We start from the raw sequence: 16,749 nt of genomic DNA, 5'->3' as shown, positions 1-16,749 counted from the left end.
GCTACCGAGGCAGCCGCGAGAGAGCGGCTTTCGGCAGTAGAAGGGTAGCCCTTCAGAAAGGAGAAAGAAACATATGGCAGAAAGATATTACCTGGCTTATGGAAGCAACCTTAACATTCAGCAGATGGGACTCCGGTGCCCATTCGCGCTTCCGATCGGAACGGTCCAGCTCCACGGGTACGAGCTGGTCTTTAAGGGAAGCAAGACCGGGTCATACCTGACGATTCAGGAGCGGGAGGACAGCAGTGTGCCGGCAGCCGTGTGGCGGGTCACGAGCGTTGATGAGGCCCGGCTGGATCGGTACGAAGGTTATCCGAGGTTCTACTACAAGAAGCCGGTCGAGGTCAACGTCCTTGACCGATGGCAGGAGAAGAACAGGATTCTGACCGCCTTCGTCTACGTGATGAGGGAATACCGGCCATACGGGCTCCCGAGCCCGGAGTATGTTGAGGTCTGCAGGAAGGGATACATGGACTTTGATCTCGACCTGGGGGAACTCGGAAAGGCACTTGAAAGGACCAGAGAGGAGATGAGAAAGAATGAAAGAGGATAAGATGACCACGCGGGTCTGCCCGATCTGCGGAAAGAAGTACACAGGGATCCCGGCAACCAGCCGGGAGGACAACCAGACGCTGATCTGCCCGGACTGCGGAACCAGGCAGGCGCTCGCCTCGATCGGAGTCGGCGCGGATGAGCGGGAAGAGATCCTTCATATAATACACGAGAACACCCGCTGATCCTTGTGTACATTATGGTGAGTTATCCACTTGCTAAGTGCTGCCTTCAGAGTGATTAATAACAGTGCAAAGAGGAAAACACACAAGCAGGGGGAAAGAACCATGTGGAACAAAGGAAGCCTGAACATCAACGGAATGGAATGCACCTACTGGGTAAAGCACTACGAAGAGCCGAGCGAAGAATACGGGATCGACGGCGGCAGGATTTCAAAGCTTGAGATCCGGGTGAACGGCAAGACCACCTGCTCATACGAGCGCGGATGGGAGACCGAGCCGGAAGACGAGACAAGCCAGCTTGCCTTCGCAGCCATGATGCAGAAATTCAACTGAACAAGGAAGCCGATGGGAGACCTTGAAAGAGGCCTCCCAATTTCCTGTTACTTTTCTCATAGTCAAATCGCTCAAAGCTGAGAGTAACAAAAAAGTATCAAGATAAATTTCAGCCATTTTCAAAAGTTGCACCACGGGACACAGAAAACAATTTTTCTACTGCTTTTTCTTAAACGCGATATAATACGTACAGCGTAACCCAATTGAGTTTGAATAAATATTGGAAGTCCGGAACCCGGCATAAACACTGGGTTTTCGGACTTTTTCTATGCCTCGTGAGAACATTTTTCAAAAAAAGATTCGGCGTTTACCGACCACCCTTTTTGTCTGAAAACGGAACCACCTATTTACCTCCGTCTGTGAAGGTGAATAATTCCTCGACAGTAACGTCAAATACTCTTGCGATATCCATTGCCAGCTTTAACGAGGGATTATATTTACCGTTTTCCAGATGAACAATTGTCTCCCTACGGGCACCAACTTTCTCCGCAAGATCCGCCTGCGTTATTCCTGCTTTTTCACGGAATTCTTTTATTTTTGTAACAAGTGCCACCTCATACTCCCTTCTGATCCATTACCTTGAAAATGATAATTCGCAGTATGGAAATGATGATCAGCGAAATCATAATAACCCAGCCCATGAAAGATGCAGTATTAGCTACATGCCCTAATGTGCCGCCAATAAATGCAGTCAAAACCATTACTGCTGCAAATATTTTCAGACAGATGGAGTCACATCTTTTTAAATTTGCTCTTGCAAGCTCATCGATGGGTTCTTTGTGAAATTTCCGGACTCTGTATGATATCAGGAAAATAAAACATATGATCCCTCCTGCGACAGCATTTTGAATATACGTGTAGGATTCTTTCCAATCCGTTCTTACCCAGCACCAATAGTAGAATGTCAAACCAATGGTAAGAACTGCAGTTTCTGTCATCAATTCTGTAATACTGACTTTTTTATTCATAATGCCTCCTGTGTGATATATTTATCACTTGATGTTATAAATATATCACACTAAAATTACTTGTCAACAATAAATGTGATAAATAATTCACTTTGTATATTCAGATATACAGTTTCCAGACCGTGACTGACAGCTATGAGGACTCGATGAGTGGTCTGATTCTGAAAGAATTGTTTAATTGCTAAGAAGTGAGGCCTTAAATCGTTAAAAGGATTACAGGAAGTTGCAAATTATAAGAGCGCAAAAAGACATTATTATATGCGGGTTATGCGATTAACCTATTGTAGAATGAGCTTTTTTTAAATACTATGGGACAAAAGCGTAAAGGAGAAACCCAGAAACCCCATGTCAGATAAAAGATTTTTACAAGATGTGCTGCGCATCTCCATACCGGTGGCATTACAATCCATGCTGCAGTCTTCCTTTTCCATGGTCGATCAGATCATGGTCGGTCAGCTTGGAGATAAAGGTGTTGCTGCAGTTGAAATTGCCGGAAAGCCCAGTTTTATTTATACGTTCATCATTGGAGCAATCAGTACGATCACAGGAATCATGATTTCGCAGTACATTGGCAACCATAACAGAGAAGCAGAGGAAAAGAGCATCTGTATCAATTTTCTGGTGATGATATTAACCGGGCTTACCTTTCTATCTGTTTTCAGTCTTTTCCAGAATCCGTTCGTGGGAATGTTTACGGAAGAAGAGCAGGTAATCGCAAAGGGCAGCACATATCTCGGGATTATCTCATGGACATTCATTCCGCTGGGGATCTGTAACATTCTGGGGACTGCCCTGCGATGCCGGGACAAATCAACCTGGCCGCTTTATATCGGCATTTTTTCTGCTTTGCTCAATACAGTTTTAAACTACTGCTTTATATTTGGAAATTTGGGCGCGCCGCGTCTTGGAATAGCAGGCGCCGCATATGCGAGTGTCATATCCCAGGCGGCCGGAGCACTGATTTCCATCCTGTGTTTTTGCAGATTATATGGGCGGATTCGTATTTCGTTAAGCCTTGGAAAGGCAGGATATTCGCAGTACTTTCTGATGCTTCTGCCGATTGTTTTGAATGAGTTTTTCTGGTCCGTGGGACAAAGCGTATACACATATGTCTATGGGCATATGGGGACTAATGAACTGGCAGGAATGTCGTTGACGGGCGCTGTTCAAGGCCTGACCATGGGAGCATTAAGCGGCCTGTCTCAGGCAGCCGGGATCCTGATCGGCAAAAGACTTGGCTGCAAGGAATATGACGCTGCCTAAGAGGATTCCATAAAGCTATGCGGTCTTGGAGTGGCCGGATCACTGGTCTTCACGCTGCTGTTGATTTTGATCAGAAATCCGTACGTTCAGCTGTTCAACGTATCAGGAGATGTTCGCGGAATCGGCGCGGATATTCTGGCAGCATTTGCGATCCTGATGCCTGTGAAGGTACAGAATATGATACTGGGAGGCGGAATCATCCGAAGCGGCGGAAAAACAAAGTATGTCATCATTCGATATGTCTCTCAGGAGGTAAGCTTGCAGGATGGAATCACAAATGAATTATTATGAAAAATATGCGTTGGCGTGTAAAAATGAATGATGACGGAATTCATCATGTGGAGATACCTGAAGTACCAGTTGAGGCGATTCGTGAGGCGGTAATTAATAGCTTTGCTCACGCACGGTATGACATACCGGTGCAGCATGAAATTGATATCTTTTCAAACAGAATTTACGAAGGAAAATCAGGTAGGATTGCGGATATGACTGACATCAGGCATTATAAGTTGATGAAGGGGTGATATCTACGCGATTTTGTATCGGGAAGGTGAAAGGTGAGCTTATGAAAACCATTCAGCAGGTGTTAAGAGAAACAGATCACGAGGCTATAGAAGCAGCATACTTTTACGAACATCCAATCAATCTGTGGGAAGTCAGGAATCATGACGATATCACGATTGGAGAATTTTATAGGAGAATATCCGGAAGATTCCAGGATTTCCTGAATAGATTATGTGAAATGAAAGCTGAGACGCATCCGGAAAAACAAGGGGTATTATTCGTCTATAGATCTCAAACGTATGATTATTTATTAGGTGAGGCGGTTGGATTAATACATGCCGACGAACTAATGAAGACAGATGACCTTTCGAAACTTCCGGTATACGCTTATGAATTTACCGCTCAGAAAGAGGCATTGAGTTTTTTTGTCTCTGATAATAAGTTGACACAGGATAATTTAATGGATGTGATCGTGGATTTTTTATACGAAATCTCCTTCTTTGGATATGATCAGGAGAGTATGGATAAAGAGAGGCAAAAGTTAGAAGAATCCATTAAAGAGAGTAAGGAACATCCGGAGCGATTAGTTGAATTTGACAACGAGGAATTCTGTAAGGAATTTGATATTCTGATTACAGAAGAATATCCGGAAGAAGATGAGAAAAGAAGAAAATTTTATGAGGCAGGGATGGAGTATACACAGTATTGTCAAGAGGTTGAACTGAAAAGGATAAAGGATTTACTGAAATAAGCAGCAGGCATTTACAAAAACGGTAAACACTTTGCCCCTATAACCTCCGGCCGGACCAGCAGGTGTCAAATTTTCACAGCGCCGCATAAGAACAAACAAACCGGTGAATCGCCATCAGAATTAACCCCAAAATCACACCAGTAAATCGCCTGAAAGCATTGCAAGGACACCGGAAAGGTCAGTATTGCATCCGGGATTAACAATCAATATTGGATCTGCTTTGTATAGACAGTAAAAGATGCTACGAATGTAGAATTTCCGCTTAGAGACAGGCAAAGGATATCAATGTTCCAGTATGCCGCATACAGGATATTCTGCATGATCGGCTCCGTGTGTCTGCAGATACCTCGATTCAGCAGGAAAGCAAGCCCGTTATTGTGACAGCGGTGAGCATTCCCAAAAGAATCCAGAATAGACATTGCTGACGAATTTTGACATGATATCACGCATGATATTATGTTGGAAAAATCTGCGTACTTGATATTAATTTTTAATACGGTACGATATCAATACCAGAAACAAAACAACTATCAGGCATAAAATTCAGGGCCCGAAAAGCAAAGAGGTAATTGTTATGTCCAGTGAAATCATACAAAGGAAGATGCTGCCAAAGTACATCGAGGTGCGTGGCGCAAAGGTCCACAACCTGAAAAACATTGATGTCAATATTCCGCTGCATGAGATCGTAGCGATTGCCGGGGTCTCCGGCTCGGGAAAATCCTCGCTTGCGCTTGGCGCGCTGTATGCAGAGGGATCCCGCAGGTATTTGGAATCTCTCTCGACCTATACGCGCCGGAGGATGACGCAGGCGGAACGGGCGGATGTGGATGATATTCGGTACGTACCGGCGGCGCTTGCGCTGCGCCAGCGGCCGGGAGTGCCCGGCATCCGCAGCACGTTCGGGACACTTTCGGAGCTGCTAAACAGCCTGCGGCTGATGTTTTCTCGGCTTGCGAGCCACCGCTGCCCCAACGGGCATTACTGCCCTCCGTCTCTTTCTGTCGCGGCCATGCAGGAAATTACGTGTCCTGTCTGCGGTGAGAAATTCTATGGCCCCGGAGCTGAGGAGCTTGCCTTCAACAGCACCGGCGCCTGCAAGACCTGCGGCGGAACAGGAGTTGTCCAGACCGTGAACGAGGCAGCGCTGGTGCCGGATGATTCCAAGACAATCGATGAAGGCGCGGTTGTCGTCTGGGGAACGCTCATGTGGTCGCTGATGAAGGATATCGTGCGGACGATGGGCGTGCGGACAGATGTTCCATTCCGTGATCTGACGCCGGAGGAGAAAGAGATTGTTTATCACGGCGAGCTGAAGAAGCATCACATCCACTACGTCAATCCGAACACGCTGGAACCTGCGGAGATGGATTTTAATTATTACAGCGCGGTCAATTCTGTGAAGAATTCCCTTGCCAAGGTCAAGGACGAGAAGGGAATGAAGCGTCTCGAAAAATATCTGGAAGAAGACGTCTGTCCGGACTGCCATGGGACAAGGCTCTCGGAGGCCGCCCGTGCGCCAAGGCTTCGGGGCATCGGACTGGATGAGGCGGCGGCGATGACGCTCTCGGAACTGATTCCCTGGGTGCAGGGTGTTCCGGCATCGCTTCCGGAAGAGATGCGTCCGATGGCGGAAAACATCTGCGAATCCTTCATGGACGTCTCAAAGCGGCTCATGGACCTCGGCCTTGGATACCTGTCGCTTGATCGGGCAGCCTCGACGCTTTCCACGGGGGAACGGCAGCGCGTGCAGCTCGCAAGGGCAGTCCGCAACCGCACGACCGGCGTACTCTATGTTCTCGATGAGCCATCGATCGGCCTGCACCCCTATAATCTCAAGGGGCTGACCGGCGTAATGGACGATCTGCAGGCCGACGGGAACTCCGTCATTATTGTTGACCATGACACGCAGGTTTTAAAGCACGCCGACTGGATGATCGAAATGGGAAAAGGAGCCGGAGCAGACGGCGGGACGGTGATTTCTGAGGGAACAATCGAAGATATTTTGAAAAATCCGCAGTCTGTCATCGGGCCGTTCCTTTCCGATCAGTATGAAGCAAGAATCCGACCGGTTTTACAGACGACTTCCATGTTTGAGAAAGGCACCATACATCTGGAAACAGGGGTGATTCACACGGTGCACCCTTTGGATGTGCGGATACCAATGGGACGGCTTACCGTAGTGACGGGTGTTTCCGGATCCGGAAAGACAACGATGGTGCTGGAGAGTCTGATCCCGGCGCTGAAGGCAAAAACCAGCGGGCAGAAGCTGCCGGCACATGTGAAATACATCGAAGCGGAAGGCATTACGCAGGTCAAACTGATCGACGCGACGCCAATCGGCATCAATGTGCGCTCGACCGTGGCGACGTACGCAAATGTCCACGATGAACTCAGAAAAGTATACGTAAAAACTAAAGACGCGAAGGAGCACTCCTTCAAGGCCGGAGATTTCTCTTACAATACGGGAAAACTTCGCTGCCCGACCTGTGACGGAACAGGGGAGATCTCGCTGGATGTTCAGTTTCTGCCCGATGTGAAGATTCCCTGTCCGGACTGCCGGGGCTCCCGGTACAGCAGGGATGCTTTTGATATCCGCAGGAAGGCAAAGGATGGGAACGAGTATAGTCTCCCGGAACTTATGAATATGAGTGTGGATCAGGTGCTGCATGCCCTCGGCGGACTGAAACTCCTGCAGCAGCGCCTGCAGGTGCTGCACGACTTAGGACTTGGATATCTGACTCTCGGAGAGGAAACGCCGGGACTTTCTGGTGGGGAAGCGCAGCGTCTGAAGCTTGCCAGTGAGATGGGAAAGGGTCAGAGTGACTCGGTGTTTGTTTTTGATGAACCGACGATCGGCCTGCATCCGCAGGATGTGAAGACGCTGCTTCATGTTTTTCAGACTCTGATTGACCATGGAGCAACTGTTGTTGTCATTGAGCATGACCTTGATGTCATTAAGAATGCCGATTACATCATCGACATGGGGCCAGGCGGCGGAAAAGAAGGCGGCAGAATTGTTGCCTGCGGGACACCGGATGAAATCAAACAGACAGATGAAAGCATTACCGGGAATTATATATAAAATGTAAATACTTCTTACGTAATATATGACACGATGTTGGGAAATTTATGAACTTGATTTTATATCTGTACACAGTATCATTTTTATACAATTAATCCGGAAGAAGATTTAAAGACGTGAGCTAAACAGTGCTGAAAGGAAGGCTATGGCAGATAAAAAAGAAAAACCTGCGGAGTATATGAGCTACCCGGAGTACCTGGTGAATATTAAACGGGGAATTGTTACGGAGGACGGGCATTGCCCTGTCACCCCGCTTCTCATAATGCTGCAGGGCAGGTGGAAATCACAGCTTATGTATGAGATGTGCATTTTTGATACGGTCCGGTTCGGACAGCTGAAGAAGGATCTTCCGGGTATTACAAATACGATGCTTACCAAGGGACTCCGTGAACTTGAAGATGACGGCCTGATTACAAGAAAGCAATTCAATGAGATTCCGCCGCGTGTGGAGTATTCCCTGACGGAAATGGGAAGAGACCTGCTCCCGGTATTCTATGCGATCATGAACTGGGGCTTTAAGTACGATAAAGAGCTGTATAGAGATATAAAAGGTAAGTAAAGGACAGTGGGAAAGCAGAGTGGATTTGTTTGAATATGCGGCGGAGAGCCGGAAAGAAAAGGAATCTCCCCTTGCCGCCAGAATGCGCCCTCAGACTTTGGACGAAGTGGTCGGCCAGGAGAACATTATAGGGAAGGATAAGCTTCTTTACCGTGCAATTAAAGCAGACCGGATCAGCTCGGTTATCTTCTATGGCCCGCCTGGCGTGGGGAAAACAACCCTTGCTCGTGTGATCGCTGGGACGACAGCTGCAGATTTCCATCAGGTGAACGCAACGATTGCGGGAAAGAAAGATCTTGAGGAGGTTGTCGAAAAGGCAAAAGAGAATCTGGGCGGCTACGGAAGAAAGACAATTCTCTTTATTGACGAGATCCACCGGTTCAATAAGGCGCAGCAGGACTATCTGTTGCCATATGTGGAAGACGGCACGGTAATTTTGATCGGCGCAACGACAGAGAATCCGTATTTCGAAGTGAATGGTGCGCTTCTATCAAGGTCGAGGATTTTTGAACTGAAGCCGCTGTCGAAGGAGAATATTCTTACGTTGATCCACCGGGCCTTCGATTCCGACAGGGGAGTAAAAGCTTACAACGCAGTTATCACGGAGGAAGCGGCAGAATTTCTTGCCGATATCGCGGATGGGGATGCCCGCGCTGCGCTAAACGCCATAGAGCTCGCCGTTCTTACTACGGATCCGGGAAGTGACGGGAAAATCCATGTCACACTGGAGGTGGCAGAGGAGTGTATACAGAAGAAGGCGATCCGGTACGACAAGACCGGGGACAATCACTATGATACGATCGCGGCTTTTATCGAGTCCATGTGTGGTTCCGATCCGGATGCGGCGCTTTATTATCTGGCCAGAATGCTGGAAGCGGGCGAGGATGTGAAGTATATCGCGCGCAGAATGCTGGTAGCTGCATCGGAAGAAGTTGGCAATGCCGATCCGATGGCCATCTGTGTTGCAGCATCGGCGGCAATCGGTGTAGAGCGCGTTGGCATGCCGGAGGGCAGAATCATTTTGGCGCAGGCGGCCTCCTATATCGCTTCCGCTCCGAAATCCAATTCTGCTTATCTCGGCATTGAAAAAGCATTGTCGCTGGTCCGGAAGACGGGAAATCTGCCGATTCCATCCTATCTGCAGGACTCCAGCTATAAGGGTGCCAAAAAGCTCGGCCGGGGTGTCGGTTACAAGTATGCGCATAACTATCCGAACCACTGGGTAGAGCAGCAGTACCTTCCGGATGAGATCCGTGAAGAACAAATCTATGAGCCGAATGATATCGGACACGAGAAAGACATCAAGGCGTATTTCAGAAAAATCGGGAAAGAACCAAAGAGATACGCTTATGTTGACCCGTCGCTTTCGGGAAAGCCAGAGAAACCATGGGAAGATACGCGTTTGATGTGGAAACACCGAACCGAATGAACAACTGGATGAGCGCAATCGGAATTACGGCAATAGAAGATGGGGGAAAGGAGTTATTATGAAAGTTCTGGTATTAAACGCAAGTCCTAGAAAAACCGGGAATACTGCTAAATTACTCAAATCAGCGGCAGATGGTGCAAGAGATGTTGGAGCAGAAGTTGAATATATTAATTTATATGAACTGATTTTTACCGGATGCAGGGGCTGCATGCTTTGCAAGCGAAAAGGTGTAGAAAGATGTCATTGCTATTGGAAAGATGACTTATCTCCCATCATTGATAAAATATTTCATGCGGATGTGCTGCTGATTGGTACGGCAATTTATCTCGGGAGGCCGACGAGCCGATATTTTGAATTGTTAGAGCGACTGTATTTCTGTTCGCTGTCCTATGACGATTACAGCAACTACTTTAAGGGAAAAGTAAGCGTCGGGTTGTTCGTCAGCATGAACGCTACAAAAGAGTTCTATGATCGTCTATATAAAGCAAAATTTGAGGAGTATGCCAAAGAATGGGAAATGCTGGGGGATAAGGTAATCCTGTATCCTTGTTACGATACTTTGCAGGTATCGGATTATTCGAAGTTCAATATGGCAAGCTTTGATGAAAGCAAAAAGAAATTATCACATGAGAAGAATTTCCCTAAGGATTTGGAGAATGCTTATCAGATCGGACAGGAACTAAGTAAACGGCGTCTCCAATTGGCAGGGACATCTATGGACTTCCGCATGCTTTCCCCGGAGAGCCCTTTCAAGGGTTCATCGAAATTTCCCCTGCCATAGAGACGGAAGAAACGACTGAGAGACTCCTTGATAGTCAAGGCAAACTTCGAAATGGATAGAACGCACATAGTAAGCTATAACTAACTATACCATGCCGTCTTTCAAAGGTCCAGGTTAATATTTGCATTCGTCCGCCAGCGGAGAAATATCCAGGCAGAGTTCTGGGGAAGCATCAAGTATGTTACAATCACATTGATGGATGAAATTGTCGGTCGTGATCTGCTCCGGAGGAAACGGGTATGGAAATATTCCTATCTGAACTTGAAACATATATGTACGATATTGTTGAGGTGTGCACGAGCCTTCTCGAGTTCTTCGGCATTGTCGTTCTGGTGACTTCTGCCATCCGGGCGTTCATCCGCTGGATACGGCGTGATCGCCAAAATATCCGCCTTGATCTCGCGCAGGGCATTGCGCTCGCCCTGGAATTCAAGATGGGCGGTGAGGTTCTGAGAACGGTAGTCGTCCGCGAATGGTCTGAGCTTGGCATACTCGGGGCAATCATCGTGCTCCGCGCGATGCTGACCTTCCTGATTCACTGGGAGATCAAGAATGAGAAGAAAGACATGTCGGAAAATACGCCCCCTGACGCCGCAGAAGAGCCTTTGGACAGGGACAAGTCTGTCTGAACGATATGAAGCTAAAACGAATGATCGGTGAATTGATGTGAGGTGTCAGGATGCCGGGGCTTGGAACAATATTTAATGTGGCAGCCATTATCGCTGGCGGGATACTGGGCTGTACGGTCGGGAGCCGGGTGCCGGAGCGGGTCAGACAGACACTGATGAGCGCAAATGCGGTCGCGGTGATTTTTCTTGGAATCGGAGGCACACTCGCCAAAATGCTGACGTTCTCAGAAGGCCGGTTCGACACGATCGGAACGATGATGATGATCGGCAGCCTGGCCATTGGCGGCGTGATTGGAGAGCTTTTGAACCTGGAGCGCGGGTTCGAGCGTTTGGGCGAGTGGCTGCGGAAGAAGACGGGCAATACAAAGGATGCGCAGTTTGTAGATGCCTTTGTCACGGCATCACTGACGGTCTGTATCGGTGCAATGGCAATCGTAGGCTCTATTGAGGACGGACTGTTTGCAAACCACGCGATCCTGTTTGCCAAGGGCGTGCTGGATTTTGTCATCGTTCTGGTGATGGCGGCCTCGATGGGAAAGGGGTGCGCTTTCGCCGCGATTCCGGTCGGAATCGTTCAAGGCACGATGACACTGCTCAGTTCACTGATGCGGTCGGTGATGACAGATGTTGTCATCAACAATATCTCATATATCGGGTCAATTCTGATATTTTGTGTCGGAATCAACTTGTTTTTTGGAAAGAAAATCCGGGTGGCAAATCTGCTGCCAGCCCTTTTGATTGCCGGGTTGTGGACGATCTAGGAATAATCTTTCTACTCCTGCATGAATAAACCTCTCGAGAATCTTCTGATACCGGTACCATCGTTCATTTTTCTCCCATCCCAGGTATCTGTTGACAGAAAAAGAGCCGTTCAGGATAAACCGGAAGAGGGCTTTTCAGAGAAATGCGGAAAATAACCTGTCTGGTCTGCTGGGAGGCGTGTCGATTCATGATCAGGCACCGGAGGAGGAAACATGATAGAAATCCGTAACGCTAAAACATCAGACGCAGATCGTCTTTTGGAGATATACGACTATTATGTCCGAAATACTGCCATCACCTTTGAGTATGAAACGCCATCGTTAGAGGCGTTCACTGCCAGAATCGAACATACAATGAAACGGTATCCTTATCTGGTTGTTGAAGTGGATGGGCGCATAGAGGGCTACGCCTATGCCGGAGTGTTCAAGGACAGAGCGGCGTATGACTGGTCCACAGAAACAACGATCTATATCGCACATGATTCACGAAAAAGCGGTCTGGGACGTATGCTCTATGAGGCGTTGGAAGAAAAGCTGAAAGAAATGGGAATTCAGAACATGTATGCCTGCATTGCGTATACGGACCTTGAAGATGAGTACTTGACCAAAAACAGCGCTGAGTTTCATGAACATGTGGGCTTCTCGAAGGTGGGCGTATTTCACAAGTGCGGTTATAAGTTTGGCCGATGGTATGACATGGTATGGATGGAAAAGTTAATCGGAGAGCACCGGTAGTGCATTTTGGTGTAAGGTTGACAAAGGGAGTTTATAACTGTACAATATGAAAATGATTTTCATATTGAGCAGAGAGGACTGCATCATATATGAAGGCACAATATCAAACCAGGCAGAGGAGCGAACTGCTTGATTTTCTGAAGGAACATACGGGTGTTCACTTTACAGCGGCAGAAATACAGAAGCGGCTGAAAGATACCGGGACATCGATAGGAACAGCGACGATTTACCGCCAGCTGGAAAAATTGATCGATGAAGGCAGCGTTTTGAAGTATGTGAATGGACCCGGCACATCGGCCTGCTTTGAATACCTTCCGCCTGAAAAACAGGAAGTGCCAGAGGAAGAATTTCATTGCAAATGCGCCAGATGTGGAAGGCTTCTGCATATTGAATGTAAAGAACTGGTGGAAATCGGGAATCATTTATTAGAACATCATCATTTTCTGATGGATCCAAGACGCACTGTATTTTATGGACTATGTGATGATTGCCAGAAAAAGACAAACATGTAACGGGGAGAAACAGGGTGCAGATTCTGGAAAACCACAAAAGAACACGCATGATGATGGCGCGATTTTTTGCCATGGTCATTGCTCTTTCTCTTCTGTTATGCATAGTGTTTCTCGTAAAAGAGGCTGACCATACATGCACAGGGCCGGAATGCCCGATCTGTGCAATGATGGAACAGTGTGCCAATACCATCCGGCTTCTTGGAGCAGGCGTCATGCTGGGGGTTCTTGCTCTCTTTCCAGACGCAGATATTTTATGGCATGAAGCGGACAGTCATCGGATCTTTCTTGTCTATTCCTCTCTTGTAACACAAAAAATTCGCATGAACGATTAAACTCTCCTTTGTTCAAAGTCGTACGTTTACAGATTATGTCTGGAAAAGAACAGAGGAGTTTAGAATAATGAAAAAGAAAAAACGGACAACGGTTATGGCGGCTGCTTTTGCAGCGGCCGTTCTTTCAACATGCGCCAACGCGGCACCTTCCTCCGGGCAGACCCCGGACAGGCTTTCGATTGTCTGCACCAACTTTCCGGAATACGATTTTGCCCGGCAGATCGCAGGAGACAAAGCAGATGTCAAAATGCTGCTGAAGCCGGGAGCAGAAAGTCATACATATGAACCGACGCCAGAGGATATCATTCAAATTCAGAACAGCGACCTGTTTGTTTATGTCGGTGGAGATTCTGATGAATGGGTTTCTGATGTGCTGAGCTCCATGGATCGATCAGGAATGACGATATTCAAACTGATGGATCAGGTGAAAACAGTAGAAGAAGAGATCGTGGAGGGGATGGAAGCGGAAGAAGAAAGCGAAGAAGAGGAAGAAAAAGAGCCGGAGATGGACGAACATGTATGGACCTCTCCTGCAAATGCCATCACGATCGTGCAAAACATGGAGCAGGCAATAGAAAAGCTGGATCCTGCCGATCAGGAGGTTTACAGCAGAAATGCAAAAAGCTACATCAACCAGATTCAGAACCTTGACAGGCAGTTTAAAGATGTAGTGAGTCATTCGAAGCGAAAGAAACTGATTGTCGCTGACAGATTCCCGTTCCGGTATTTTTGCGAGGAGTACGGACTCACCTACTATGCGGCATTTCCAGGATGCTCAACGGATACCCAGCCTTCGGCGAAGACAGTCGCATTTCTGACAGACAAGGTCAAGCAGGATGGCATTCCAGTGGTATTTCACATCGAGCTGTCCAACGGGCAGATGGCTGATTCCATTGCAGAGGCAACAGGCGCGAAATCAGAACTATTGAACGCTCTACATAACGTAAGCGATGAGGATTTCAAAAAAGGCGCGACCTATGTCAGTCTGATGAAACATAATGTGGAAGCGCTTCAGGAGGCACTGAACTAATGTGCCTTTTACAGTGCAAACATGTCAGCTTTTCATATGAGGGAAGACCTGCTGTCGCAAATTTATCTTTCGAGGTGCACGAGGGCGATTATCTTGCGATCGTAGGAGAAAATGGTGCGGGGAAAAGTACGCTTGTCAAAGGCCTTCTCCGGTTAAAAAAACCCGTGGAGGGCAGTGTGATCTACGGAGACAGACTTAGACCTGACGAAATTGGATATCTTCCGCAGCAGACACAGGTGCAGAAGGACTTTCCGGCAAGTGTTTATGAGGTTGTGCTGTCTGGATGCCTGAATCAGATGGGACATCATGTCTTTTTTAGCAAAGCACAGAAAAATACTGCCAGAGAAAACATGGAGATACTTGGAATCAGCCCATTAAGAGAGCGCTGCTACCGGGATCTTTCAGGAGGGCAGCAGCAGAGGGTGCTATTGGCGCGTGCCCTCTGCGCCACCCGGAAAATCCTGCTTCTGGATGAGCCGGTGACCGGACTCGATCCGGTTGTCTCAGGAAATATGTATCGAATCATCCGGAATCTTCGGGAAGAGAAAAAGATCACAATCGTTATGGTGTCCCATGATGTAGAGGGAGCAGTGCGGGAGGCAAGCCATATTCTGCATATTGCAGGCAGGCAGATGTTTTTTGGAACTGCCACTGATTACAGGAAGAGTCCGGCAGGAAAAGTGTTCCTGGGAGGAGGATCGTCATGATGATTCTGACTGAGATGCTTTCCTACCCATTCCTGGTGCGGGCGCTTATTGTTGGCGTTCTTGTCTCGCTGTGTGCTGCCTTATTGGGAACAAGCCTGGTCCTGAAGCGCTATTCCATGATCGGAGACGGGCTGTCCCATGTTGGCTTTGCCGCACTTGCCTGTGCGTACCCCTTCGGATTTTCCCCTTTATACATTTCTATTCCAGTCTGTGTTGCTGCCGCGTTTTTCCTGCTTCAATTGAAGGAAAGCTCCAGAATCAAAGGAGATGCAGCAACGGCGCTGATGTGCAGCGGTGCACTGGCGGTCGGCGTCATGGTTATTTCTCTGACGACAGGAATGAACACGGATGTGTGCAACTATATGTTCGGCAGTATTCTTGCCATGAGCAGCAGCGATTTATATCTTTCCATTGTTCTCAGTATCGCGGTTCTGGAGCTGTATGTACTGTTTTTCAACCGGATTTTCGCTGTGACATTTGATGAAACATTTGCAGGGGCGACAGGGGTAAATGTCCGCCTTTACAACATGGTCATTGCGATTCTGACCGCAGTAACCGTAGTTCTTGGAATGCGGATGATGGGAACACTGCTGATATCAAGTCTGATTGTATTCCCTTCCCTTACAGCGATGCGTGTCGCCCGGAAATTTAAAGCAACGGTAATTCTGTCCGCGTTTCTTGCGGTCTTCTGTTTCTTGACGGGACTTGTTTTTTCTTACCTGCATGCCGTTCCGACAGGAGCCTGCATCGTTGTTACAAACATTATCCTGTTTCTTCTCTTTTTTATTGTAGAGAAAGTGAAAGAAGGGAGAGGTTGTTCTTGACACCTGGACGAAGGTACGGAAAGTGGATTCTAGTTGTCGTTCTTTTGCTTTTGTTCGATGTGGGACTATGGAAAAAGATTCAACAAAAGTCCGTACATCAGACGCCAGGGAACGGAAAAACAGTTGAAGTGCTCCCAGATACAACAAATGATTCTTCAGAAATTTCGACTCCATCAACTGATGCTCTGCAGCAGCCGGTTAAGACAGTATCGGATGAATACCCATACGACATAGCAGAAGATCGAAAATCATTTGATCCTTCAGTGATTGACATTACCGTTGGAGACCGCCTTTATATGACACAAATCAATGACTGGTATATCAACTTTCAAAACTATGCGGGGAAAACCGTCGAGATTGAAGGATACTTTCTTAATATGGGAAAATACACATTTGTTGGAAGAAACGGTCCGGTCTGTCCTTACTGTACGGGTGGGTACGTCGATTTTGAATTTCAGACAGATCAGGATCTTTCCGGATTTACTTCGCAGGAGACCTGGATTGCAGTAACCGGCATTCTCCGGGAAGGAAAAATAAAACTGAGTAACAGAGAAACAAAACCGTTCTACTACATAGAAGCGCTGAATGTTCAAAAAATGAATCATACAGGCGTCAATCCTATATCGGATTAATCTGTGGTTATCCATTTGACGCGATGCAGTTCTCCGCTTCTGATGACATTTGAATGTTTCGATGCAGAATGAGCACGATCTAATTTACAAAATGTAGGTTGGATAGTGCTCATTTTTTTATTTGTTTTTCTATTCGAAGGTTTCATCCAAGGTACTGTAACTAGGAGATATAGATATTTTTTT

At 47.3% G+C, this 16,749-nt stretch carries 22 protein-coding genes; 20 read left to right on the top strand and 2 right to left on the bottom strand.

Features of this window, described 5'->3' with window-relative positions:
- Positions 1-73 precede the first annotated feature (73 nt).
- From FYJ35_RS00860 to FYJ35_RS00850, 3 genes are all read left to right on the top strand, one after another.
- Entirely contained in the window at positions 74-553 is a 480-nt protein-coding gene (locus FYJ35_RS00860; RefSeq protein WP_154521748.1) for a gamma-glutamylcyclotransferase family protein, read from the top strand.
- Positions 540-737: a hypothetical protein gene (locus tag FYJ35_RS00855; RefSeq protein ID WP_154521745.1), complete on the top strand. Its 198-nt coding sequence runs from the start codon at positions 540-542 to the stop codon at positions 735-737. The genes FYJ35_RS00860 and FYJ35_RS00855 overlap by 14 nt, the downstream gene beginning before the upstream one ends.
- 102 nt (positions 738-839) lie before the next feature.
- Positions 840-1,067: a DUF7678 domain-containing protein gene (locus FYJ35_RS00850; protein ID WP_154521742.1), complete on the top strand. Its 228-nt coding sequence runs from the start codon at positions 840-842 to the stop codon at positions 1,065-1,067.
- A gap of 343 nt (positions 1,068-1,410) precedes the next feature.
- Here the strand turns inward: FYJ35_RS00850 and FYJ35_RS00845 are convergent, their stop codons facing one another.
- The gene (locus FYJ35_RS00845; protein WP_328597015.1) at positions 1,411-1,620 is read right to left on the bottom strand and encodes a helix-turn-helix transcriptional regulator; all 210 of its coding nucleotides are present in this window, start codon (positions 1,618-1,620) and stop codon (positions 1,411-1,413) included.
- Position 1,621: 1 nt separating this feature from the next.
- Complete coding sequence (locus FYJ35_RS00840; protein ID WP_154521739.1) at positions 1,622-2,035, bottom strand: hypothetical protein; 414 nt, start codon at positions 2,033-2,035, stop codon at positions 1,622-1,624.
- A gap of 345 nt (positions 2,036-2,380) precedes the next feature.
- Between FYJ35_RS00840 and FYJ35_RS00835 the strand changes: the two genes are divergently transcribed.
- The 17 genes from FYJ35_RS00835 (at position 2,381) to FYJ35_RS00755 (ending at position 16,566) form a co-directional block, all read left to right on the top strand.
- On the top strand, positions 2,381-3,298 hold the full coding sequence (locus FYJ35_RS00835) for an MATE family efflux transporter (protein ID WP_154521736.1): 918 nt from the start codon (positions 2,381-2,383) through the stop codon (positions 3,296-3,298).
- A 30-nt stretch (positions 3,299-3,328) separates the two neighbouring features.
- The gene (locus FYJ35_RS00830) at positions 3,329-3,589 is read left to right on the top strand and encodes a hypothetical protein (RefSeq protein WP_154521733.1); all 261 of its coding nucleotides are present in this window, start codon (positions 3,329-3,331) and stop codon (positions 3,587-3,589) included.
- The gene (locus FYJ35_RS00825) at positions 3,586-3,822 is read left to right on the top strand and encodes a hypothetical protein (protein WP_154521730.1); all 237 of its coding nucleotides are present in this window, start codon (positions 3,586-3,588) and stop codon (positions 3,820-3,822) included. The genes FYJ35_RS00830 and FYJ35_RS00825 overlap by 4 nt, the downstream gene beginning before the upstream one ends.
- Before the next feature lie 41 nt (positions 3,823-3,863).
- A complete protein-coding gene (locus tag FYJ35_RS00820; RefSeq protein ID WP_154521727.1) occupies positions 3,864-4,553 on the top strand; it encodes a DUF6557 family protein in 690 nt (229 codons plus the stop codon).
- 574 nt (positions 4,554-5,127) lie between these two features.
- A complete protein-coding gene (locus tag FYJ35_RS00815; RefSeq protein WP_154521724.1) occupies positions 5,128-7,635 on the top strand; it encodes an excinuclease ABC subunit UvrA in 2,508 nt (835 codons plus the stop codon).
- Positions 7,636-7,780: 145 nt separating this feature from the next.
- Positions 7,781-8,194, top strand: a complete 414-nt coding sequence (locus FYJ35_RS00810; RefSeq protein WP_235906288.1) for a winged helix-turn-helix transcriptional regulator — start codon at positions 7,781-7,783, stop codon at positions 8,192-8,194.
- 19 nt (positions 8,195-8,213) lie between these two features.
- Positions 8,214-9,623, top strand: coding sequence for a replication-associated recombination protein A (locus FYJ35_RS00805; RefSeq protein WP_328597014.1), 1,410 nt, complete (start codon positions 8,214-8,216; stop codon positions 9,621-9,623).
- A gap of 58 nt (positions 9,624-9,681) precedes the next feature.
- Entirely contained in the window at positions 9,682-10,404 is a 723-nt protein-coding gene (locus tag FYJ35_RS00800; RefSeq protein WP_235906286.1) for a flavodoxin family protein, read from the top strand.
- Between the two features lie 239 nt (positions 10,405-10,643).
- Positions 10,644-11,033, top strand: a complete 390-nt coding sequence (locus FYJ35_RS00795) for a DUF1622 domain-containing protein (RefSeq protein ID WP_154521721.1) — start codon at positions 10,644-10,646, stop codon at positions 11,031-11,033.
- Positions 11,034-11,083: 50 nt separating this feature from the next.
- Complete coding sequence (locus FYJ35_RS00790; RefSeq protein ID WP_154521718.1) at positions 11,084-11,794, top strand: DUF554 domain-containing protein; 711 nt, start codon at positions 11,084-11,086, stop codon at positions 11,792-11,794.
- Between the two features lie 213 nt (positions 11,795-12,007).
- On the top strand, positions 12,008-12,529 hold the full coding sequence (locus FYJ35_RS00785) for a GNAT family N-acetyltransferase (RefSeq protein ID WP_154521715.1): 522 nt from the start codon (positions 12,008-12,010) through the stop codon (positions 12,527-12,529).
- Positions 12,530-12,618: 89 nt separating this feature from the next.
- On the top strand, positions 12,619-13,041 hold the full coding sequence (locus tag FYJ35_RS00780; RefSeq protein WP_154521712.1) for a Fur family transcriptional regulator: 423 nt from the start codon (positions 12,619-12,621) through the stop codon (positions 13,039-13,041).
- A 14-nt stretch (positions 13,042-13,055) separates the two neighbouring features.
- Entirely contained in the window at positions 13,056-13,373 is a 318-nt protein-coding gene (locus tag FYJ35_RS00775; protein WP_154521709.1) for a hypothetical protein, read from the top strand.
- A 67-nt stretch (positions 13,374-13,440) separates the two neighbouring features.
- On the top strand, positions 13,441-14,403 hold the full coding sequence (locus FYJ35_RS00770; protein WP_154521706.1) for a metal ABC transporter substrate-binding protein: 963 nt from the start codon (positions 13,441-13,443) through the stop codon (positions 14,401-14,403).
- The gene (locus FYJ35_RS00765) at positions 14,403-15,110 is read left to right on the top strand and encodes a metal ABC transporter ATP-binding protein (RefSeq protein WP_154521703.1); all 708 of its coding nucleotides are present in this window, start codon (positions 14,403-14,405) and stop codon (positions 15,108-15,110) included. Before FYJ35_RS00770 ends, FYJ35_RS00765 begins: the two co-directional genes overlap by 1 nt.
- Entirely contained in the window at positions 15,107-15,934 is an 828-nt protein-coding gene (locus tag FYJ35_RS00760) for a metal ABC transporter permease (protein WP_154521700.1), read from the top strand. The genes FYJ35_RS00765 and FYJ35_RS00760 overlap by 4 nt, the downstream gene beginning before the upstream one ends.
- The gene (locus FYJ35_RS00755) at positions 15,931-16,566 is read left to right on the top strand and encodes an energy transducer TonB (protein ID WP_154521697.1); all 636 of its coding nucleotides are present in this window, start codon (positions 15,931-15,933) and stop codon (positions 16,564-16,566) included. Before FYJ35_RS00760 ends, FYJ35_RS00755 begins: the two co-directional genes overlap by 4 nt.
- Positions 16,567-16,749: the final 183 nt, after the last annotated feature.

The organism is Porcincola intestinalis, assembly GCF_009696445.1.
GTDB classification, from domain to species: Bacteria; Bacillota; Clostridia; order Lachnospirales; family Lachnospiraceae; genus Porcincola; species Porcincola intestinalis.
This window is presented reverse-complemented; position numbering and strand designations above follow the sequence as displayed.